This is a genomic window from Klebsiella sp. BIGb0132 (assembly GCF_024810075.1).
Lineage (GTDB): Bacteria > Pseudomonadota > Gammaproteobacteria > Enterobacterales > Enterobacteriaceae > Klebsiella > Klebsiella terrigena.
In genome coordinates this window covers 57,748-79,394 of record NZ_JANUDW010000009.1, presented here as the reverse complement: position 1 = coordinate 79,394, position 21,647 = coordinate 57,748, and the positions used below count along the sequence as shown (strand labels likewise).

17 protein-coding genes and 1 pseudogene are annotated in these 21,647 nt (G+C 59.9%); 11 read left to right on the top strand and 7 right to left on the bottom strand.

What is annotated here, in order from left to right; all coding sequences use genetic code 11:
• Positions 1–3 precede the first annotated feature (3 nt).
• The gene (locus M2416_RS21390; RefSeq protein ID WP_259226590.1) at positions 4–2,004 is read left to right on the top strand and encodes a tRNA(Met) cytidine acetyltransferase TmcA; all 2,001 of its coding nucleotides are present in this window, start codon (positions 4–6) and stop codon (positions 2,002–2,004) included.
• A gap of 76 nt (positions 2,005–2,080) precedes the next feature.
• Positions 2,081–2,779 carry an esterase gene (gene ypfH / locus M2416_RS21385; protein WP_076947717.1) on the top strand — a complete coding sequence of 233 codons (699 nt, stop codon included), beginning with the start codon at positions 2,081–2,083 and terminating at the stop codon, positions 2,777–2,779.
• A 63-nt stretch (positions 2,780–2,842) separates the two neighbouring features.
• Here ypfH and M2416_RS21380 read toward each other — a convergent pair whose 3' ends face one another.
• The 3 genes from M2416_RS21380 to M2416_RS21370 are packed head-to-tail and all read right to left on the bottom strand — an operon-like array spanning position 2,843 to position 4,581.
• Positions 2,843–3,043, bottom strand: a complete 201-nt coding sequence (locus M2416_RS21380) for a YpfN family protein (protein WP_041146673.1) — start codon at positions 3,041–3,043, stop codon at positions 2,843–2,845.
• A 50-nt stretch (positions 3,044–3,093) separates the two neighbouring features.
• Positions 3,094–4,221 carry a succinyl-diaminopimelate desuccinylase gene (gene dapE / locus M2416_RS21375; RefSeq protein ID WP_041146672.1) on the bottom strand — a complete coding sequence of 376 codons (1,128 nt, stop codon included), beginning with the start codon at positions 4,219–4,221 and terminating at the stop codon, positions 3,094–3,096.
• 3 nt (positions 4,222–4,224) lie between these two features.
• Positions 4,225–4,581: an ArsC family reductase gene (locus tag M2416_RS21370; RefSeq protein WP_041146671.1), complete on the bottom strand. Its 357-nt coding sequence runs from the start codon at positions 4,579–4,581 to the stop codon at positions 4,225–4,227.
• Between the two features lie 474 nt (positions 4,582–5,055).
• Here M2416_RS21370 and ypfM point away from each other — a divergent pair, with 474 nt between their 5' ends.
• Complete coding sequence (gene ypfM, locus M2416_RS21365) at positions 5,056–5,115, top strand: protein YpfM (RefSeq protein WP_115193902.1); 60 nt, start codon at positions 5,056–5,058, stop codon at positions 5,113–5,115.
• A 134-nt stretch (positions 5,116–5,249) separates the two neighbouring features.
• Here the strand turns inward: ypfM and acrD are convergent, their stop codons facing one another.
• The gene (gene acrD / locus M2416_RS21360) at positions 5,250–8,363 is read right to left on the bottom strand and encodes a multidrug efflux RND transporter permease AcrD (protein WP_259226585.1); all 3,114 of its coding nucleotides are present in this window, start codon (positions 8,361–8,363) and stop codon (positions 5,250–5,252) included.
• A gap of 411 nt (positions 8,364–8,774) precedes the next feature.
• On the opposite strand from acrD, the gene aegA reads away from it, so the two are divergent.
• The 3 genes and pseudogenes from aegA to M2416_RS21345 all read left to right on the top strand — a co-directional run bounded on the left by aegA (position 8,775) and on the right by M2416_RS21345 (position 12,525).
• Positions 8,775–10,757 carry a formate-dependent uric acid utilization protein AegA gene (gene aegA / locus M2416_RS21355; RefSeq protein WP_259226583.1) on the top strand — a complete coding sequence of 661 codons (1,983 nt, stop codon included), beginning with the start codon at positions 8,775–8,777 and terminating at the stop codon, positions 10,755–10,757.
• 57 nt (positions 10,758–10,814) lie between these two features.
• Positions 10,815–11,412, top strand: a pseudogene (gene nudK / locus M2416_RS21350) (GDP-mannose pyrophosphatase NudK).
• Positions 11,413–11,478: 66 nt separating this feature from the next.
• A complete protein-coding gene (locus tag M2416_RS21345; RefSeq protein ID WP_076947714.1) occupies positions 11,479–12,525 on the top strand; it encodes a DUF1176 domain-containing protein in 1,047 nt (348 codons plus the stop codon).
• On the opposite strand, the gene tkt is transcribed toward M2416_RS21345, so the two are convergent.
• Positions 12,515–14,509 carry a transketolase gene (gene tkt, locus M2416_RS21340; protein WP_259226580.1) on the bottom strand — a complete coding sequence of 665 codons (1,995 nt, stop codon included), beginning with the start codon at positions 14,507–14,509 and terminating at the stop codon, positions 12,515–12,517. The two genes, M2416_RS21345 and tkt, sit on opposite strands and share 11 nt — an antisense overlap.
• Positions 14,510–14,797: 288 nt before the next feature.
• Between tkt and maeB the strand changes: the two genes are divergently transcribed.
• Positions 14,798–17,077 carry an NADP-dependent oxaloacetate-decarboxylating malate dehydrogenase gene (maeB, locus tag M2416_RS21335; protein WP_259226578.1) on the top strand — a complete coding sequence of 760 codons (2,280 nt, stop codon included), beginning with the start codon at positions 14,798–14,800 and terminating at the stop codon, positions 17,075–17,077.
• Positions 17,078–17,108: 31 nt separating this feature from the next.
• On the opposite strand, the gene hemF is transcribed toward maeB, so the two are convergent.
• Positions 17,109–18,008 (bottom strand): oxygen-dependent coproporphyrinogen oxidase, encoded by a 900-nt coding sequence (gene hemF, locus M2416_RS21330; protein WP_259226576.1) that lies wholly within the window; start codon positions 18,006–18,008, stop codon positions 17,109–17,111.
• Positions 18,005–18,880 (bottom strand): N-acetylmuramoyl-L-alanine amidase AmiA, encoded by an 876-nt coding sequence (amiA, locus tag M2416_RS21325; protein ID WP_076947710.1) that lies wholly within the window; start codon positions 18,878–18,880, stop codon positions 18,005–18,007. The genes hemF and amiA overlap by 4 nt, the downstream gene beginning before the upstream one ends.
• A 211-nt stretch (positions 18,881–19,091) precedes the next feature.
• On the opposite strand from amiA, the gene M2416_RS21320 reads away from it, so the two are divergent.
• The 4 genes from M2416_RS21320 (at position 19,092) to M2416_RS21305 (ending at position 21,584) form a co-directional block, all read left to right on the top strand.
• Complete coding sequence (locus M2416_RS21320; protein WP_041146662.1) at positions 19,092–19,517, top strand: GNAT family acetyltransferase; 426 nt, start codon at positions 19,092–19,094, stop codon at positions 19,515–19,517.
• On the top strand, positions 19,504–19,953 hold the full coding sequence (locus tag M2416_RS21315) for a DUF2919 domain-containing protein (RefSeq protein WP_076947709.1): 450 nt from the start codon (positions 19,504–19,506) through the stop codon (positions 19,951–19,953). The genes M2416_RS21320 and M2416_RS21315 overlap by 14 nt, the downstream gene beginning before the upstream one ends.
• A 61-nt stretch (positions 19,954–20,014) precedes the next feature.
• On the top strand, positions 20,015–20,590 hold the full coding sequence (locus M2416_RS21310; RefSeq protein WP_259226572.1) for an RpoE-regulated lipoprotein: 576 nt from the start codon (positions 20,015–20,017) through the stop codon (positions 20,588–20,590).
• 94 nt (positions 20,591–20,684) lie between these two features.
• The gene (locus M2416_RS21305) at positions 20,685–21,584 is read left to right on the top strand and encodes a Dyp-type peroxidase (RefSeq protein ID WP_259226570.1); all 900 of its coding nucleotides are present in this window, start codon (positions 20,685–20,687) and stop codon (positions 21,582–21,584) included.
• Positions 21,585–21,647 lie beyond the last annotated feature (63 nt).

Genomic DNA, 21,647 nt, shown 5'->3' with positions numbered 1-21,647 from the left:
TAGATGGATGAAATCCTTAACCTGACGGCCCGGATGGCGCAGCAGGGCATTCGTCGCCTGCTGGTGCTCAGCGGCGATGAGGCGTGGTGCCTGCAGCAGGCGCTGGCGCTGCGTGAACGGCTGGCCGGGGATGGTCTGTGGATCTCTCCCCAGCCGATGCCGGCGCCCTCTGGCTCTCCCGGCGCCCTGAAGTCTCTGCTCGGGCGCGAATACCAGCACGCCTTTTTTGACGCCCGCAGCGGCTTCGACGTGGCGGCGTTTGCCGCCCTCTGCGGCACGCTGCGCGCCGGAAGCTGGCTGGTGCTGCTGACCCCTCCTTTTGCACGCTGGCCGACGCAGCCGGACGCGGATTCGCTGCGCTGGAGCGATGCCCCGGACCCTATCCCTACCCCCAACTTTGTGCAGCACTTTTGCCAGCGGATCGCAGCGGCTAAAGAGGCGCTGGTCTGGCAGCAGGGTGAGGCGCCGCGCCTGCCGGATGCCGCGCCCCGGCCCCTGTGGTATCCCGCTGACGGCCGCCCGCAGGCGGAACAGGCGGCTATCCTTGCCGAGCTGACCGCTTTCCCTCCCGGTATTGCCGCGGTAACCGCCGAGCGCGGGCGGGGGAAATCGGCGCTGGCGGGGATGCTGATCCGAGAGCTAAGGGGCGAGGCGATCGTTACCGCCCCCGCCCGCGGCGCCACGGACGTTATCGCCGCGTTTGCCGGGGAAGATTTTCGCTTTATGGCCCCCGACGCGCTGCTGGCGTCCGGGGTCAACGCCTCGTGGCTGATCGTTGACGAAGCGGCCGCCATTCCCGGGCCGCTGCTGCGTCGGCTGGTGGCGCGCTTCCCGCGCACGCTGCTGACCACGACCGTGCAGGGATATGAAGGAACCGGCCGCGGCTTTCTGCTTAAGTTTTGCTCAGGCTTCGCACAGCTGCGCCAGTTTAGCCTCTCTGCGCCCGTTCGCTGGGCGCCGGGCTGCCCGCTGGAGGCGCTGGTGAGCGAGCTGCTGCTGTTTGGGGATGAGGCCTTCAGGCATCCACCGCTGGGTCAGGTGACGCTGGAAACGGTACATCAGTCCAGCTGGCAGCGGCAGCCGGCCCTGCCGGAGGCGATGTATCAGCTCCTCTCGGGCGCCCACTATCGCACCTCCCCGCTGGATCTCCGCCGAATGATGGACGCTCCCGGGCAGCGGTTTATCTGCGCGCGCGCCGGGAGCCACGTTGCCGGAGCGCTGTGGCTGGTGGAGGAGGGCGGTCTTGCCCCCGCCCTCAGTCAGGCGGTGTGGGCGGGATACCGCCGCCCGCGCGGCAATCTGGTGGCCCAGTCGCTGGCGGCGCACGGCGGCACTCCGCTGGCCGCTACGCTGGTGGCCCGACGGATTGGCCGCATTGCCGTGCATCCGTCGTGCCAGCGTGAGGGGGCCGGCCAGGCGCTGGTGGCGAAGGCCGTGGCCGAGGCGGAGGGGCTTGATTACCTCTCCGTGAGCTTCGGCTATACCGCCGAGCTCTGGCGCTTCTGGCAGCGCTGCGGCTTTACGCTGGTGCGCCTTGGTACCCACCGTGAAGCGAGCAGCGGCTGCTATACGGCGATGGCGCTCTATCCGTTAACGCCCGCGGGCGACCGCTTACGCCAGCAGGAGCTGGCGCGGCTGCAGCGCGACGAGTATTGGCTGCGCGAATGGCGGGAAGAGGCGCTGCCGCTGCCGGCTGTCGAGGCTGCTATGCTGACGGAAGAGGACTGGCTCGAGGCCGCCGGATTCGCCTTTGCCCACCGCCCGCTGCTGGCAACGATTGGCTGCCTGAACCGCCTGCTGCTGCGGGTTGAGCTGGCGCTTCCGGCCCTGCGCGCCCGCCTTCATCAGCAGGATGAGGCCGAGCTTTGCGCTTCGCTGCGGCTGGCCGGGCGCAAAGCGCTGCTGGCAAGGTTACGCGAGGAGGCGGGACAGGCGCTGCTCAGCCTGGATGCGGCCCGTGCCGATGCGCTGCGCCAGCAGGTTGAGCAACTGCAATTTTTTTAACTAACTCATTCAGTTAAATGTCATGGTCATATTTTATCTGCGGCGTACACTGCCCGCGTAGACTAAGGAGAAAGCCATGAAACACGATCACTTTATTGTTCAAAGCCCCGTGACACCTGCCCAACAGCTGCTGTTGCTGTTTCATGGCGTCGGTGATAATCCGGTTTCAATGGGGCAAATCGGCAGCCTGTTCGCGCCGCAGTTTCCGGATGCGCTAATCGTCAGCATCGGCGGCGTCGAACCGTGCGGACCGGCACCCGGCCGTCAGTGGTTCTCCGTGCAGGGAGTGACCGAGGAGAACCGGCAGGCGCGCATTGACGCCATTATGCCGACCTTTATTGAGACGGTGCGCTACTGGCAGAAGCGCAGCGGCGTGTCCGCACTGGCAACGGCGCTGATTGGCTTCTCGCAGGGGGCTATTATGTCGCTGGAAAGCATCAAGGCCGAGCCGGGACTGGCCTCGCGGGTTATCGCCTTTAACGGACGATACGCCACGCTGCCGCAGTCGGCGACCACGGCGACCACCGTGCACCTGATCCATGGCGGCGACGATCGGGTTATCGATCTGGCGTGGGCCGTCTCCGCCCAGGAGGCGCTGGTGCAGGCCGGCGGCGACGTGACGCTGGATATCGTTGAGGGGTTGGGGCACGCGATTGACGATCGCAGCATGCAGTTTGCGCTCGAACGCCTGCGCTATACCGTGCCGAAGCACTATTTTGATGAAGCGCTAAGCGGCAGCACGCCGAAAGATGACGATATTATCGAACTGCTGTAATCAGGCGTTATCCGGGAGATCCCCCGGCGACGTGATGTTCACCGGGGAGAGGGGGCATAAATCCTACTTCTTCGACTGGTCGTTCTTCGGCCAGTCGTCTTCATCATCCCACTTATCGTTGCAATCACGATGAGGGGGAAGGTCCGGCTTATTGGCGAGAAATTTTTTGTGGTCGACGCGATTAAGGTCCTTAATCACGTTAATCATGACGCCCACTAAAAAGACTAACACCAGAATCCACCAGTATTTACTTAGCCATTCCATGCTGCTTCCTCTTTCATACCCGTCATCGTTCAGGGTATCTGTCGATGTTGTCAGGCGACCAGTTGTTCCATGATCCGTTGATACATCCGCGCCAGCAGCTGCAGGTCGGCGGCGTTCACGCACTCGTTAATTTTGTGGATCGTGGCATTCACCGGTCCCAGCTCAACCACCTGTGCTCCCATGCGAGCGATAAACCGCCCGTCGGAGGTACCGCCGTTGGTCAACAGCTGCGGTTTGATCTCATTATAGTGCTCAATGGCATTCACCACCGCTTCAACCAGCTTACCGCGGCCGGTCAGGAACGGCTGGCCGGAGAGCCACCAGTCAAGGGAGTAGCGCAGCTGATATTTCTCCAGCAGCGCGACAACCCGGGCTTTGATCATCTCGTCGGTCAGCTCGGTGCTGAAGCGGAAATTGAACTGCACGAACATGTCGCCCGGAATGACGTTATTGCTGCCGGTGCCCGCCTTAACGTTGGCAATCTGCATGCTGGTCGGCGGGAAGAATTCGTTGCCTTTGTCCCATTCGATTCCCACCAGTTCGGTGAGCATCGGCGCGGCGCGGTGTACCGGGTTATCCGCCAGATGAGGATAGGCGACGTGGCCCTGCACGCCGTGGATGGTTAAATTGCAGGTTAACGAGCCGCGGCGGCCGTTCTTCACCACGTCCCCGACAACTTCGGTGCTGGAGGGCTCGCCCACCAGGCAGTAGTCGAGACGCTCCTTGCGGGCCATCAGGGCTTCGACGACTTTCACCGTGCCGTTGTGGGCGCTGGCTTCTTCATCGGAGGTGATCAAAAAGGCCAGGCGACCTTTATGGTTCGGATACTGGGCGACGAAGCGCTCGGCGGCCACGACCATCGCCGCCAGCGAGCCTTTCATGTCTGCCGCGCCGCGGCCAAACAGCATGCCGTCGCGAATAGTGGGTTCAAACGGTGGGTTAATCCACCGGTCCGCGTCGCCCGCCGGGACAACGTCGGTATGACCGGCGAAGGCCAGGGTTTCACCGCGTCCGCGCCAGGCCCAGAAATTTTGGGTATCGCCGAAATCCATCGGTTCAACGGTAAAACCAATCGCCCGCAGACGTTCAATCATTAACGCCTGACATCCCGCATCATCGGGGCTGAGGGAAGGGCGGCGAATAAGCTGCTGAGCCAGCTCAATGACCGGGCAAGACATAGACTATACCTCGTTAACAAGCTTCTTATAAGTGAGTTCACTGAAGCCCAGCAGCATAGGCTGACCGGGCGCGCAGAGCAATGGGCGTTTGATGATTGCCGGCATTTCGAGCATCAGCCCGGCGGCGGCATCGGCGTTATCGATGCGGGCGCGGACCGCTTCATCCAGCTTACGCCAGGTGGTGCCGCGGGTGTTGAGCAGGGCTTCCCAGCCCAGCTCAGCAATAAACGTATCTAATAATTCACGCTCCAGCCCATCGACGCGATAATCATGGAAGCGGTATTCAATCTGGTTAGCTTCCAGCCAGCGGCGGGCCTTTTTAACGGTGTCGCAGTTTTTTATCCCGTACATGGTCAGCATAATGAAACCTTTTTCATTGAATTAAGCGCGGAACGCAGATTTTTCCGAATATACTCGCGACGCGCCCGGCGGCCTGTCCGTGAGCATCCTGAAACTTGAGTTATTTCGGGGATATATAAGCCGATAGGGAATAATACGTTAATCGGTTTAATAAATGTAATTTTTTGCCGGGAATATATAACCATGCTTATATGTTGGTTAAATATTCATCTTTCGCCACAGGATTGTGACGGCGCTCGCGTGCTGAAATCCTGGCCCTTTCTGCCATAGACGGTCAACCCATAAGAACGACCCTAATGTTGCAAAATGTTGCTGTCTATCACATTAAATTGACGGTGGCAGGGCCATAGTAGCGGTAAATCAGCGATAGCTATCCTGACAGTGGCCATCAGGTTATCAAAACAATAGGGGCAGGCAACTTCCCATCACCGATGAATTTACATAAAATCACCCATAATAATAAGAGAGGCTATTATGATTGATCATGAACTAGGGAACTGGAAAGATTTTATCGAAGGCATGCTTCGTAAATAAATTCCGCAATGTGAGCAGGGTAATCTGACGGCGAAAATAATGCTGCAGTGGATCTGAACACATAAAAAAGGCGACCCTTGTGGTCGCCTTTTTGTTATTCCCGCGCGACGATAACCCTTCGCGCTGGCCGCGGTTTATTGCGGCCGCTCTTTCAGCGGGAAGCGGCGGCGTACCAGCACAAAGAACAGCGGCACGAAGAAGATGGCCAGCACGGTGGCGGAGATCATGCCGCCCATCACCCCGGTGCCGACCGCGTGTTGGCTGCCCGAACCCGCGCCGGTGCTGGTCGCCATCGGCAGCACGCCGAAAATAAAGGCCAGCGAGGTCATCAAAATCGGCCGCAGGCGCTGACGGCAGGCCGAAAGCGTCGCAACCAGCAGATCCTCGCCTTTTTCATTGAGCTCGTTGGCAAATTCGACGATCAGGATGGCGTTCTTTGCCGACAGGCCGATAACCGTCAGCAGCCCGACCTGGAAGTAAACATCGTTCTCAAGACCGCGCATCCAGGTTGCCAGCAGGGCGCCGATGACCCCCAGAGGCACCACCAGCATCACGGAGAACGGAACCGACCAGCTCTCATACAGCGCCGCCAGGCACAGGAAGACCACCAGCAGGGAGATCGCGTACAGCGCCGGGGCCTGGGCGCCGGATAAGCGCTCCTGATAGGACATCGCCGTCCATTCGAGGCCGAAGCCGTTCGGCAGCTGCTGCGCCAGCTCTTCCATAATCGTCATCGCCGTACCGGTACTGACGCCCGGCGCGGCTTCGCCGACGATTTCGACCGCCGAGTAGCCGTTATAGCGTTCCAGGCGCGGCGAGCCGGTTTCCCAGCGCGAGCTGGCAAAGGCCGAGAAGGGAACCATCGTGCCGCTGCTGTTGCGCACGTACCACTGATTAATATCGTCCGGCAGCATACGATATTTTGCCGCCGCCTGGACGTAGACTTTTTTCACGCGGCCGCGATCCATAAAGTCGTTCACGTAGCTCGAGCCCCAGGCGGTTTGCAGCGTATCGTTGATGTCATCAATCGATATCCCCAGCGCCTGCGCCTTGCGCTGATCGATATCCACCTGCAGCTGCGGGCTATCGTCAAGGCCGTTGTGGCGCACGCGGGTCAACTGAGGATTGTTGGCGGCCAGCTCCAGCAGGGAGTCGCGGGCGGCCATCAGCGCGTCATGGCCGTTGCCGGCGTGGTCCTCAAGCTCCATATCGAAGCCGGCGGAGCTGCCCAGCCCGCTGATAGCCGGCGGGCTGCTGGCGAAGACGCGCGCCTCTTTAATCTTGTTAAAGGCTTTGGTCGCCCGTTCGATAATGGCAAAGGCGGAGCCGCTGGTGGGGTCCCGCTGGTCCCAGTCCTTCAGGCGCACGAACATTCGCGCCACGTTCTGGCCGTTGCCGCCCGGGCCGGAGCCGATGGTGGCGAACACCGATTCGACGTTGGTCTTCTCGTTCTTAAGGAAGTAGTCTTCGGCCTCCTGCACCACCTTCAGCGTCTGCTGCTGCGTAGAGCCGGCGGGCAGCTGCACCGAGGTGGTGAACATCCCGCGATCTTCCTGCGGCAGGAACGAGGTCGGCAGGTGCATAAACAGGAACACCATCCCGCCCAGCAGCAGGACGTAGATCGCTATCCAGCGCAGCGAACGGTGCAGAATTTTGCCAACCGAAGATTCGTAGCGGCTGGCGTTACGGTCAAACATGCGGTTAAACCAGCCAAAGAAGCCTTTCTGACCGTGCAGCTCGCCTTTCTGAATCGGTTTGAGCAGGGTGGCGCACAGCGCCGGAGTGAGGATCATCGCCACCAGCACCGACAGCACCATCGCGGACACAATAGTGATTGAGAACTGACGGTAAATGGCGCCGGTGGTGCCACCGAAGAAGGCCATCGGGATAAACACCGCCGACAGCACCATGGCGATACCCACCAGCGCGCCCTGGATTTGACCCATCGATTTGCGGGTCGCCTCCCGGGGCGAAAGTCCCTCCTCGCTCATGATACGTTCGACGTTCTCCACCACCACGATGGCGTCATCCACCAGCAGGCCGATCGCCAGCACCATGGCAAACATCGTCAGGGTGTTAATGCTGTAGCCGCAGGTATAGAGCACCGCGAAGGTGCCCATTAAGACCACCGGGACGGCAATGGTCGGGATCAGCGTGGCGCGGAAGTTTTGCAGGAACAGGTACATCACCAGGAACACCAGGGCGATCGCTTCAATCAGCGTTTTCACCACGTCGGTAATCGACGCCTTAACGAAGGAGGTGGTCTCGTAGGCGATTTTATACTCCAGGCCGTGGGGGAAATATTGCGAAAGCTCGTTCAGGCGGGTGATGACCCGCTCGGCGGTGGCCATTTCGTTGGCGCCGGAGGCGAGCTTAATACCCAGCCCTGATGCCGCCTGGCGGTTATAGCGGCTGAGGTAATCGTACTTTTCGGCTCCCATCTCAACGCTGGCAACGTCGCCGAGCGTCACTTCCGAGCCATCCTGATTAACGCGCAGCGTAATATCGCGGAACTGATCCGGCGTCTGCAGCAGCGACTGGGCGTTGATGGTGGCGTTAAGCGCCTGCTTATCAACCGACGGGGTGCCGCCCAGTTGGCCCACGGCAATCTGGGCGTTCTGCGATTCGATGGCGTCGGTCACGTCTTTCGCCGTCATCTGATAGCTGTTGAGCTTCGTCGGGTCGAGCCAGATACGCATCGAGTACTGAGAGCCATAGGCATCGATATCACCGACGCCGTTAACCCGGCTTAAGGGATCCTGGACGTTACTGGCGACATAGTCGGCAATATCCTGCTTGTCCATGCTGCCGTCGGTGGAGACAAAAGCGAGGGTCAGAATATTGGTATCACCGGTTTTACGCACCGTGACGCCCTGATTTTGCACCGCCTGCGGCAGCTTACGCATCGCCGACTGCAGCTGGTTTTGCACCTGCTGCACCGCTTCATCGGGGTCGGTTCCGGCGGTAAAGCTCAGGGTGACCGTCGCCTGGCCAGTGGCGCTGCTCTGCGATGACATGTACATCAGGTTATCGAGGCCGGTCATATTCTGCTCGATAACCTGGGTGACGGTATTCTCCAGCGTTTGCGCGGAGGCGCCGGGGTAGTTGGCGGTGATCCGCACGTTCGGCGGCGCCAGCTCGGGATATTGCTCAACGGGAAGCGATAAAATCGCGAGCGTTCCGGTCAGGCATAAAAGAATAGCCAGTACCCACGCAAAAATGGGGCGATCGATAAAGAAATTCGCCATCAGAATTAGGACCTCATTTTGTACATTTTTTGTTATTGCACAGCCTGTGACACTCTAGCGGTAAGCCCGCAGGCAATCGTGGAGAAATTAAGGAGATAGTGTAATTTATCGTGTGCCTTTTACGGCACGGTAAAGAAGTGTCCTGCCCCTTTACCGAAGCTCGCTTCATTGCGTTACCCTTTCTCAATTGCTGCCGGAAGTAAACACGTTTTATCGCTTATGTGCCGGGCCTGATTATCGCCTTAATAAGTAAAACGTCATTTCATTTAAGTCAAAGAATTTGATCCAAAACGGATTATCGCCAGATAAGCGCTATCCTGGGCAAATGAACATTGTTTCCGCCCCATCTTGTCGGGTAATTAATAGCTATGCTAACCGCATGGTTATTTACCGGGAAGACGGAAGGATGCCATGAACCATTTTATTTTGAGCGATAGTCACCAATGCATCGGATGCCGGGCCTGCGAAGTGGCCTGCGTCATGGCGCATAACGATGAGCAGCACGTCCTGACCGAACGGCGTTTTTTGCCGCGGATTGTGCTCATCAAAGGCGAGCAAAAATGTAACCCCATAACGTGTCACCATTGTGAAGACGCGCCCTGTGCCCGCAGCTGTCCGAACGGCGCGATAAGCCGGGTTGACGGCAGCGTACAGGTGCGCCAGGAAAAATGTATCGGCTGTAAATCCTGCATGGTGGCCTGCCCGTTTGGGGTAATGCAAATCGTGCTTACGCCGCTGGCGGCGGGAAAAGTAAAGGCCACCGCGCACAAGTGCGATCTGTGTCGCGAGCGCGAAGCGGGTCCGGCCTGCGTGCAAAACTGCCCGGCGCAGGCGCTGCAGCTGGCCGACGAAGAGACGCTGCTCGGCCTGGCGAAACGACGACGCCTGCGGGCGGCCCGCATGGAGGCGCAGCCGTGGCATAGCCATCCTGCAGACCTCATGCCAACAGAGCGTAACGATAAGGTCGAGCAGATGGCGGCAACGCCGCCGCGCGCGGAGGCCGAGAGGCTCGCGCCGGCGCTGCGTAAAACGCATTTTTCTGAAATTTACCTTCCGCTTGCTGCGGCCCACGCGCAGCAGGAGGCTCAGCGCTGCCTGAAGTGCGGTGAGCACAGCATCTGCGAATGGACCTGCCCGCTGCACAACCACATCCCGCAGTTGATTGAAAAGGTGAAGGTCGGGGATATCGCCGCCGCCGTTGAGCTTTCTCACCAGACCAACTGCCTGCCGGAAATCACCGGCCGCGTCTGTCCGCAGGATCGCCTGTGCGAGGGGGCCTGCACGCTGCATGATGAACATGGCGCGGTCACCATCGGCAATATCGAACGCTATATTTCGGACCAGGCGCTGGCGGGCGGCTGGCGGCCGGATCTATCACAGGTGGTTGCCAGCGGCAAAAAGGTGGCGATTGTCGGCGCCGGCCCGGCCGGACTCGCCTGTGCGGACCTGCTGGTACGCAACGGCGTGCAGCCGGTGGTGTTTGACCGGCACCCGGAAATCGGCGGCCTGCTCACCTTCGGTATTCCCGCCTTTAAGCTGGATAAATCGCTGCTCTCCCGGCGGCGGGAGATCTTTAGCGCAATGGGCGTGCGCTTTGAGCTGAACTGCGAGGTGGGCAAAGATATTCCCCTCAACGCGCTGCTGGACGACTACGACGCGGTGTTTATCGGCGCCGGGACCTATCGCTCGATGAAGGCGGATTTGCCGAATGAGGAGGCTCCCGGGGTGTACGACGCGCTGCCGTTTCTGATTGCCAACACTAAGCAGGTGATGGGGCTGAGCGAGCTGGCGACGGAGCCCTATATCGATACCCACGGGCTGGAGGTGGTGGTGCTGGGCGGCGGCGATACGGCGATGGACTGCGTGCGTACCGCGCTGCGTCACGGTGCGAAGCGGGTCACCTGCGCCTATCGTCGGGACGAGGCCAATATGCCGGGGTCGAAAAAAGAGGTCAAAAATGCCCGCGAAGAGGGGGCGATATTTGAATTCAACGTTCAGCCGGTGACCCTGGAGCTGGATGCTAACGGCCGGGTCAACGGGGTTCGCTTCCTGCGAACCCGGCTCGGTGAACCGGACGCCCAGGGGCGCCGCGCGCCGTCGCCGATTGCGGGCAGCGAATTCGTGATGCCGGCGGATGCGGTGATTATGGCCTTTGGCTTTCACCCGCACGGCATGCCGTGGCTGGAGTCCGTCGGCGTGCAGCTGGACGGCCGCGGGCGGATCCGCGCGCACGTTGAAAGCCGCTACCGCTATCAGACCAGCCATCCGCAGATTTTCGCCGGCGGGGATGCGGTTCGCGGAGCCGACCTGGTGGTGACGGCGATGGCGGAAGGCCGCCATGCCGCGCGGGGGATCGTCGATTTCCTCGGCCTAAAATCGATTCCGCCCTGCTAACGACAAAGCGCGCTCCGCGGCGTAGTATGACTGCGTCATTCTCTGCTGCGGGGCCGTATGCCACTCAATATCAACGTCATTAAAGATAAAATCCTCTCTGAAAACTGGTTCGTTTTGCGCAACATGACCTACGAGCTGACGCGCGGCGACGGCAGCGTGGTGCGCCACAAGCGCGAGGTTTACGATCGCGGCAACGGCGCAACGGTTCTGCTCTACAACCGGCGTAAGCAGAGCGTGGTGCTGGTGCGCCAGTTCCGCGTCGCCACCTGGGTGAACGGTAACGAAGACGGCATGCTCATCGAGACCTGCGCCGGGCTGCTGGATAACGACGAGCCGGAAGCCTGCATTCGCAAAGAGGCGATCGAGGAGACCGGCTACGAGGTGGGCGAGGTTCGCAAGCTGTTCGAACTGTATATGTCTCCCGGCGGCGTCACCGAGCTTATCCACTTCTTTATCGCCGAATACAGCGATGCCCAGCGCAAAAACGGCGGCGGCGGGGTGGATGATGAGGAGATTGAGGTCCTGGAGCTGCCATTCAGCCAGGCGCTTGCGATGGTGGCCGGCGGCGAGATCCGCGACGGGAAAGCGGTTATCCTCCTGCAGTATCTCCACGCTTCGGGGCTGATGGCCGGGGATATCTGATAAATCCGATTGAGTAAACCCCCGGTGCTGGCGAAGATAGCGGCTGTTTTTCGCGCTAGCTTCCGGGGTTGTACCACGCATGTTTTATCGGCTTATCTTGGTTCTGCTTTTCGGTCTGTTCCCCGCCTCGCTGGCGTGGGCGGCGCCGGTGCAGCAGACGTTCAGCGACTGGCTGGTGACCTGTAATAATCAAAACTTTTGCGTAACCCGCAACGTTGGGCTGCACTATGGTCTGGTGATGACCCTCAGCCGCAGCGCCGGCGCGGCAACCGATGCCAGCCTGCGCATTGAGCTGGGCGGGGTCGGCAACCCGGTCGCGGCGCTGGCGCCGATCGGCCCTCGTCTGCTGCTTGACGGTAAACCTCTGGCGCTGGTGGACAAGCGCTGGCAGGTTGCCGACAAGCTGCTCAAAACCGGCGATAGCGCCACCATCGATGCTTTTCTCCAGCAGGTGCAGGAAGGGCAGGCGATAAGCCTGGTGGACGGCCTGCAGACCATTTCGCTGCAGGGCCTGAAGGCGGCGCTGCTGTTTATCGACAGCCGCCAGAAGCGGGTCGGCAGCGAAACGGCGTGGATTGGCAAAGGCGAAGAGCCGCCGCTCAGCGTTCCGCCGGCGCCGGCGCTGCGCACGGTGGCGAAAGTCGACGTATCGCAATCGCCGCTGAGCCGCGATGAGCTGAATGACCTGATGGACTATGGCAACGAGCGCATGAGCAACAGCGCATGCTCGCTGGATCCCTCCCTGCGGGAAGTGCGGGTTACCGCGCTGACCGATGAGAAGGTATTGCTGATGTTCAGCTGTGAAGCGGGGGCCTACAACACCGTATGGCTGGCGTGGCTGGTTTCGCGCCAGCAGCCGTACGTCGCGCGTCCGCTGCGCCTGACCCTGCCTTTCCAGCCGCCCGGCGGCGCAGGACGCGAAATTGAGCTGATGAATGCCAGCATCGATGAACAGCGCCACGAGCTGGTAACCCTTGAGAAGGGGCGCGCCCCGGGGGATTGCGGCACCCAGACCCGCTGGCGGTATGACGGCCAGCGGTTTAGCCTGGTGCGCTTTGCTCAGCAGCCGCAGTGCGATAACTGGCAGAGGCCAGATGCCTGGCCTACGCTGTGGATCACCCGTTAAGCAGCCCTTCGGCGGTGCTGACGATATTTTCGACGGTAAAGCCAAAGAACGGGAACAGCTTTTCCGCCGGCGCCGATTCGCCGTAGCTTCTCATGCCGACAATGGCCCCCTTCAGGCCGACGTATTTATACCAGTAGTCGGCAATCCCGGCCTCAACGGCAATGCGGGCGCTGACGTCAGACGGCAGCACGGATTCCCGGTATGCCTCATCCTGGGCATCAAACACGTCGGTTGACGGCAGCGACACCACCCGCACATTGACCCCTTTCGCCAGCAGCTTCTCCGCCGCCAGGGCGGTGATTTCTATCTCCGAGCCGGTGGCGATCAGGATCAGATCCGGCTTGCCTCCGGCATCTTTCAGCACGTAGCCGCCGCGCGCAATATCGTCCACCTGCTGCGGCGTGCGCGCCATCTGCGCCAGATTCTGCCGCGACAGGATCAGCGCGGTTGGGCCGGTCTGCCGCTCGATGGCCGCCCGCCAGGCGACCGCGGTTTCTACCTGATCGCAGGGGCGCCAGGTGCTGAAGTTGGGCGTCAGCCGCAGGCTGGCCAGCTGCTCAACCGCCTGGTGAGTGGGGCCATCCTCCCCCAGACCAATGGAGTCATGGGTGTAAACCATGATCTGCCTGGCCTTCATCAGCGCGGCCATGCGCGCCGCGTTGCGGGCGTATTCCACGAACATCAGGAAGGTTGAGGTGTAGGGAATGAATCCGCCGTGCAGGGCAATGCCGTTGGCGATGGCGGTCATGCCAAACTCGCGGACGCCGTAGTGGATATAGTTGCCGGCAGGATCGTCTTTAATAGAGGTCGAGCCCGACCAGATGGTCAGGTTGCTGGGCGCCAGATCCGCCGAGCCGCCGAGCAGCTCCGGCAGCGCGGGCCCGTAGGCGTTAAGCGCATTCTGTGAGGCCTTGCGGCTGGCGATTTTTTCCGGGCTGGCCTGCAGCTTCGCGATATAGCCGCGGACGATCTCGCTCCAGCTTTCAGGCAGATCGCCGCTCATCCGCCGCGTAAGTTCGTCCGCCAGCTCTGGGTACGACTGACGATAGGCGGCGAATTTGTCGTTCCACGCGTGTTCGGCTTTTTCACCGCGCGGCCGGGCATCCCACTTTTGATAGATCTCTTTTGGGATCTCGAACGGCGGATATTTCCAGCCCAGCTTCTCGCGGGCTAAGGCGACCTCTTTTTCCCCGAGCGCCGCGCCGTGCGCCTCTTCGGAGCCGGCTTTATTGGGGGAACCGAAGCCGATGACGGTGCGGCAGATAATCAGCGACGGCTTATCTTTGACGCTTTGCGCCTCGCGAATTGCCTGCTCAATCGCCTGCGGGTCGTGGCCGTCGATATCGCCGATCACGTGCCAGCGATAGGCCCTGAAGCGTGCGGCGGTATCGTCGGTGAACCAGCCCTCAACGTGACCGTCGATAGAGATACCGTTATGGTCATAGAAGCCGATAAGCTTACCCAGCCCGAGGGTGCCCGCCAGCGAGCTGGCCTCGTGCGAAACCCCCTCCATCAGGCAGCCGTCGCCCATAAAAACCCAGGTGTGGTGATCGACTATCTCATGTCCCGGGCGGTTGAACTGCGCCGCCAGCGTGCGTTCCGCAATCGCCATCCCGACCGCGTTCGCCAGCCCCTGACCGAGCGGGCCGGTGGTGGTCTCTACGCCTGGGGTGTAGCCGTGCTCCGGGTGGCCGGGGGTTTTAGAGTGCAGCTGGCGGAAGTTTTTGAGCTCTTCCATCGGCAGGTCGTAGCCGGTCAGATGCAGCAGGCTATAGAGCAGCATCGAGGCGTGGCCGTTGGACAGCACAAAGCGGTCGCGATCGTACCAGTGCGGGTTCTCCGGGTTGTGCTGGAGGAAATCATTCCACAGGACTTCGGCGATATCCGCCATGCCCATCGGGGCGCCGGGATGGCCGGAATTGGCTTTCTGAACTGCGTCCATGCTGAGGGCGCGAATCGCGTTGGCAAGTTCTCTTCGGGACATAATGTACTCCTGAAACAATATGTTGCATGAGTTTTTTGTGATGAATGGTAGCGGAAGTTTTAGGGTGAATAACTAAAAAGCATAGCAGACAGGGCTATCATTGCCTGCGAAACTAGGTTACAAAAATGTTATAAATCGATAACAAATATACCTTTGTGATGGCGAGAGTTTGGCGGTGTTCAAAGTTTGGAAAGCCGTCAGGCGAGATACTATGCCCCACCTTGGGTGGACATCAGGATAGACATTGCCCGTCACCCCCTACGATCGATACGTGAAAGGAACAATAAAATGGATGAGCAGTTGAAACAAAGCGCCCTCGACTTCCATGAATTTCCAGTCCCTGGAAAAATTCAGGTCGTGCCGACCAAACCCCTCGCGACGCAGCGCGACCTCGCGCTGGCCTACTCGCCGGGCGTAGCAGCGCCTTGCCTGGAGATCGAAAAAGACCCGCTGGCCGCCTATAAATACACAGCGCGCGGCAACCTGGTTGCGGTCGTCTCCAACGGTACCGCGGTGCTCGGTCTCGGCAATATCGGCGCGCTCGCCGGTAAGCCGGTGATGGAAGGTAAGGGCGTTTTATTTAAGAAGTTCGCCGGCATTGACGTGTTTGATATTGAAGTTGACGAGCTGGACCCGGATAAGTTTATCAACGTGGTGGCCGCGCTGGAGCCAACCTTTGGCGGCATCAACCTGGAAGATATCAAGGCGCCCGAGTGTTTCTACATCGAGCAGAAGCTGCGCGAGCGCATGAATATCCCGGTATTCCATGACGATCAGCACGGTACGGCCATTATCAGCACCGCCGCCATTCTCAACGGCCTGCGGGTGGTTGAGAAAAACCTCTCCGACGTGCGGATGGTGGTTTCCGGAGCGGGCGCCGCGGCTATCGCCTGTATGAACCTGCTGGTGGTGCTGGGCATGCAGAAACACAACATTGTGGTCTGCGACTCCAAGGGCGTGATTTATAAAGAGCGTGAGCCAAACATGGCGGAGACCAAAGCGGCCTACGCGGTGGACGACGACGGCAAGCGCACCCTCGACGACGTGATCGACGGGGCGGATATTTTCCTCGGCTGCTCCGGCCCGAAAGTGCTGACACCGGAGATGGTGAAAAAAATGGCCCGCGCGCCGCTGATCCTCGCGCTGGCTAACCCGGAACCGGAAATCCTGCCACCGCTGGCGAAGCAGGTCCGCGAAGACGCGATTATCTGCACCGGCCGCTCTGACTATCCGAACCAGGTTAACAACGTACTGTGCTTCCCGTTTATCTTCCGCGGGGCGCTGGACGTTGGCGCCACGGCGATTAACGAAGAGATGAAGCTGGCGGCAGTGCACGCGATTGCTGAACTGGCGCACGCCGAGCAGAGCGAAGTGGTGGCCTCCGCCTACGGCGATCAGGATCTGAGCTTCGGGCCGGAATACATTATTCCGAAACCGTTCGATCCGCGACTGATCGTGAAGATCGCGCCGGCGGTGGCGAAGGCGGCGATGGACTCCGGCGTGGCGACGCGCCCGATTGAAGACTTTGATGCCTACATCGAGAAACTCAGCGAGTTCGTTTACAAAACCAACCTGTTTATGAAGCCGATTTTCTCCCAGGCGCGCAAAGAGCCGAAGCGCGTGGTGCTGGCAGAAGGGGAGGAGACGCGGGTCCTGCACGCGACTCAGGAGCTGGTCTCTCTGGGGCTGGCGAAGCCGATTCTGGTGGGGCGCCCGAGCGTTATCGAAATGCGCATTCAGAAACTGGGCCTGCAGATTAAAGCCGGGGTTGATTTTGAGATCGTCAACAATGAATCCGATCCGCGTTTTAAAGAGTACTGGAGTGAATACTACCAGCTGATGAAACGCAGCGGCATTACCCAGGAGCAGGCGCAGCGGGCGGTTATCAGTAATACCACGGTGATTGGCGCGATCATGGTCCATCGCGGCGAGGCGGATGCGATGATCTGCGGCACCATCGGTGATTACCATGAGCACTACGCCGTGGTTCAGCCGCTGTTTGGCTATCGTGACGGCGTGAACACGGCGGGGGCGATGAACGCGCTGCTGCTGCCGAGCGGTAACACCTTCATTGCCGATACCTACGTCAACCATGACCCGACGCCGGAGCAGCTGGCCGAAATCGCCCTGATGGCGGCGGAGAGCGTGCGCCGCTTCGGTATCGAGCCGCGCGTTGCGCTGCTGTCGCACTCTAACTTCGGCTCCGCGAACTGCCCGTCAGCGAGCAAAATGCGCAAGACTCTGGAGCTGGTGAAGGCGAGCGCGCCGGATCTGATGATCGACGGCGAAATGCACGGCGATGCCGCGCTGGTCGAAAGTATTCGTCACGATCGGATGCCGGACAGCCCGCTGAAAGGGGCGGCCAACATTCTGGTGATGCCGAATATGGAAGCCGCGCGCATTAGCTACAACCTGCTGCGGGTCTCAAGCTCGGAAGGGGTGACCGTTGGGCCGGTGCTGATGGGGGTGGCAAAACCGGTGCATATTCTGACGCCGATTGCCTCCGTTCGCCGCATTGTCAATATGGTGGCGCTGGCGGTAGTGGAAGCGCAGACTCAGCCGCTGTAATGAACGCAGCCCCGGATGACCGGGGCTGGGTTTAAATCCACTCTTTGACTTTGATAAAGTCGCTCAGGGCAGCCTCCGGGCTGCCTTCCTGCGGCTGGTAGTCATACTCCCAACGCACCAGCGGCGGCATCGACATCAGAATCGACTCCGTGCGTCCGCCGGTCTGCAGGCCAAACAGCGTCCCGCGATCCCATACCAGGTTGAACTCAACGTAGCGCCCGCGGCGATAGAGCTGAAACTGACGCTCCCGCTCGCCGTACGGCATCGCTTTGCGCCGCTCAACGATCGGCAGATAGGCGTCGGTGTAGCCGTTGCCCACCGCCTGCATAAAGCTGAAGCAATGGTCAAAGTCCGGAGTATTTAAATCGTCAAAGAACAGGCCGCCAATGCCGCGCTGCTCGTTGCGGTGCCTGAGGAAGAAGTAGTCATCGCACCACTTTTTGTAGCGCGGATAGATCGCTTCGCCAAACGGCTGGCACAGGTCGCGCGCGGTGCGGTGCCAGTGCACGGCATCCTCGTCAAAGCCGTAAAAGGGGGTCAGGTCAAACCCGCCGCCAAACCACCACACCGGCTCCGCGCCGGGCTTTTCGGCGATGAAAAAGCGCACGTTGGCGTGGCTGGTCGGCACGTAGGGACTGCGCGGGTGAACCACCAGCGAAACGCCCAGCGCTTCAAAGCTACGGCCGGCCAGCTCCGGGCGATGCGCCGTGGCCGAAGCCGGCATGGCGTCGCCGTGAACGTGAGAAAAGTTGACCCCGGCCTGCTCAAAGATAGCGCCTTCACGCAGCACCCGGCTTCGCCCGCCGCCTCCGCCTTCGCGCTGCCAGCTATCTTCGATAAACGGCTGACCGTCGAGGGCGCTAAGCTGCTGGCAGATAGCGTCCTGCAGCTGGAGGAGATAGCGTTTAACCTGTTGCACGTCGGGCTTCATTTACGTCTCTTTGAGTGGGCTTTTTGATTATCGAACCAGTGGAAGTAGCTGATGATGCCGGAGGCAATGGCGCTGGCGATTTTCTGCCGAAACGCGGTGGTACCTAACAGCTTTTCCTCGCCCGGGTTGGTAATAAATGAGGTTTCAACCAGCACCGATGGAATCGACGGCGACTTCAGCACGACGAAGGCCGCCTGTTCGGTGTTGCGGCTGTGCAGCTTATGCACCGGCTTAATATTTTTCAGAATATGCGAGCCCAGCGTCAGGCTGTTTTTGATGGTGTCCGTCTGGACCAGATCGAACAGCACCTGCTGTAACAGATGGTCTTTCGCGGTGGTTTTTTTGCCCGCCACCTCATCGGCGCGGTTTTCGCGATCGGAGAGGTATTTCGCCATCGCGCTACTGGCGCCACGGTTGGAGAGGGCAAACACGGACGCCCCGGCGGCGCTGGGGTTAGTGAAGCCGTCGGCGTGAATCGACATAAACAGATCGGCGCCGTGCTGATGGGCGATTTCCACGCGGTCGTACAGCGGAATAAAGGTATCGCTGGTGCGCGTCAGGCGCGCGTCGATGCCGTTACTGCGCAGAATGCTGCGCACGGTTTTGGCAATCGCCAGCACGACGTGTTTCTCTTTGGAGCCGTTATGGCCGATAGCGCCGGTATCAATACCGCCGTGTCCCGGGTCGAGCATCACGACGCGCTTCGCGCCCGCTTTTTTGGCGGCCGGCTTACTGTGCCCATTGGAAGTCGTCAACGGCTGTTCTTTTGCGCTGGCCTGCGAGGCAATCCCGCTAAGGGTGACGGCAGCCAGCCCGGCTTTCAGCACCTGGCGGCGCGAAGCAAGTATTTTTAATGGTTTAAAAGTGCTCATTCGGCCTGAATTACAAACAAGTGGTACCCAATGTTATATCGTATCGTGTTTTCCGTTACGACCTTTCGTAATAAGAATTGTTTTACTTTTCATTTCAATACGTGACAAGGTCATATTATGTCATTTTTTGAGGTTAATTTCGCCTGATATTGGCTATCGGGCATAATCACGCCATAATCACTTTTTTTATGCCTAAAAGATGGGGAATACCATGGAGATACGCGTTTTTCGCCAGCAGGATTTTGAAGAGGTGATAACTCTCTGGGAGCGCTGCGAGCTTCTGCGCCCGTGGAATGACCCGGAAATGGATATCGAGCGTAAGGTTAATCACGATGTCAGCCTGTTTCTGGTTGCCGAGGTTAACGGTGAGGTCGTTGGCACGGTGATGGGCGGCTACGACGGTCATCGCGGTTCGGCCTACTATCTCGGCGTTCATCCGGAGTATCGCGGACGCGGCATCGCCAACGCGCTGCTTAACCGGCTGGAAAAAAAGCTCACCGCCCGCGGCTGCCCAAAAATTAACATCATGATCCGCGAAGACAACGAGGTCGTGCAGGGCATGTATGAACGGCTTGGCTACGAATATGCGGACGTGCTCAGCCTGGGTAAGCGTTTGATTGAAGATGAAGAATACTGAGCTCATCCCCGCCGATTTTGATGCGCACGGCCGGCTAAGGCTGCCGTTCCTCTTCTGGTGCGTCCTGCTGCTGCAGGCGCGAACCTGGGTGCTGTTTATTATGGCCGGGGCGTCGCGGCAGCAGGGCGATGTTCTGCTGAATCTGTTCTACCCCGATCATGACAACTTCTGGCTTGGGCTGCTGCCCGGAATACCGGCGGTGCTGGCGTTTATCGTCAGCGGCCAGCGGCAGCGCTTTCCCCGCTTCTGGCCGCTGATACGCTGGCTGCTGGTGCTCTCTCAGACGCTGCTGCTTATCTGGCAGCCGCTGCTGTGGCTGGGCGGCGAGTCGCCTTCGGCCCTGACCATCGGCCTGCTGGTGGCGGATATTTATGCGCTGTGGTGGCTGCTGAGCAGCCGTCGGCTGAGAGCCTGTTTCCAGGAAGAGCAGGTTTAACGGCACTTTTTGCCGATCTCGCACTCCAACAGGCGTCAAATTAACAGGAAAGGACGATCTCATGAAATCGCTACGTTTACTTCTTTGCGCGCTCCCGCTGGCGTTAACCGGCTGCTCGACGATGAGCGCGGTCAACTGGTCCGGGGTGCTGCCGTGGAACTGGTTTGGTTCCTCCATGGAGGTCACCGAGCAGGGGGTGGGTAATCTGACGGCCGCCACGCCGCTAAATGAACAGGCCATCAGCGACGCGCTCGGCGGCGGCTACCGCCTGCGCAGCGGCATGAAAACCGCCAACGGCAATATCGTGCGCTACTTTGAGGCGCTGAAGGACGACAAGGTGGTGATGACGATTAACGGCGAGAACGGCACCATCAGCCGCATCGACGTGCGCGACAGCGAAATCAAAACCGAGAGCGGCGTGCAGGTAGGGACTCCGTTCAGCGAGCTGTACAGCAAAGCGTTCGGCAACTGTCAGAAGGCCAGCAGCGACAACGGCGCGGTGGTCGAGTGTCAGGCGCAGGGCAGCCAGCATATCAGCTACGCCTTCACCGGCCACTGGAGCGGCCCGGAAGAGCTGATGCCTTCAGACGATACGCTGAAAAACTGGAAAATCGGTAAAATCACCTGGCGCCGCTAATTTGATCTGGAGAGACACGACGGCGGCAAAAAACGCGTACAATAGTCGCGTTTAAGCGCCACAGCGTTGTGGTTGTCTCATTTCAGGAGGAGCGATGTCTCAGGTTCAGAGCGGCATTTTGCCGGAACATTGCCGTGCGGCGATTTGGATTGAAGCCAATGTAAAAGGGGACGTTAACGCCCTGCGTGAAGCCAGCAAAAACTTTATCGATAAGTTAGCCACCTTTCAGGCTAAATACCCGGACGCGCAGCTGGGGGCGGCCATTGCCTTTGGCAATAACGTCTGGTGCGAGCTGAGCGGCGGCGTGGGTGCCGAAGAGCTAAAAGAGTTTCCCGTTTACGGAAAAGGCCTGGCGCCATCGACTCAGTACGATCTGCTGATTCATATCCTGTCCGCTCGTCATGAAGTGAACTTCTCCGTCGCCCAGGCGGCGATGGCAGCGTTTGGCGGCATAGTTGAGGTCAAAGAGGAAGTCCACGGCTTCCGCTGGATCGAAGAGCGTGACCTCAGCGGCTTTGTCGACGGTACCGAAAACCCGGCCGGCGAAGAGACGCGTCGTGATGTCGCCATTATCAAAGATGGCGTCGATGCGGGCGGGAGCTACGTCTTTGTTCAGCGCTGGGAGCACAACCTCAAGCAGCTAAACCGCATGAGCGTTCCGGATCAGGAGATGATGATTGGCCGGACCAAAGAGGCCAATGAAGAGATTGACGGCGACGATCGCCCGGAGACCTCGCATCTCAGCCGCGTTGACCTGAAAGAGGACGGCAAAGGGCTGAAGATTGTGCGCCAGAGCCTGCCGTACGGTACCGCCAGCGGCACGCACGGCCTCTATTTCTGCGCCTACTGCGCCCGTATCTACAACATTGAACAGCAGCTGCTGAGCATGTTTGGTGATACCGACGGCAAGCGCGACGCCATGCTGCGCTTTACCAAACCGGTAACCGGCGGCTATTACTTCGCGCCGTCCGTAGAGCGTATTCTGGCGCTGTAGGTCTTCCTGCGCCATCGCCCTCTCCCCGGCGGGGAGGGCTGCTATCCTCACTCGCCCCTCTCT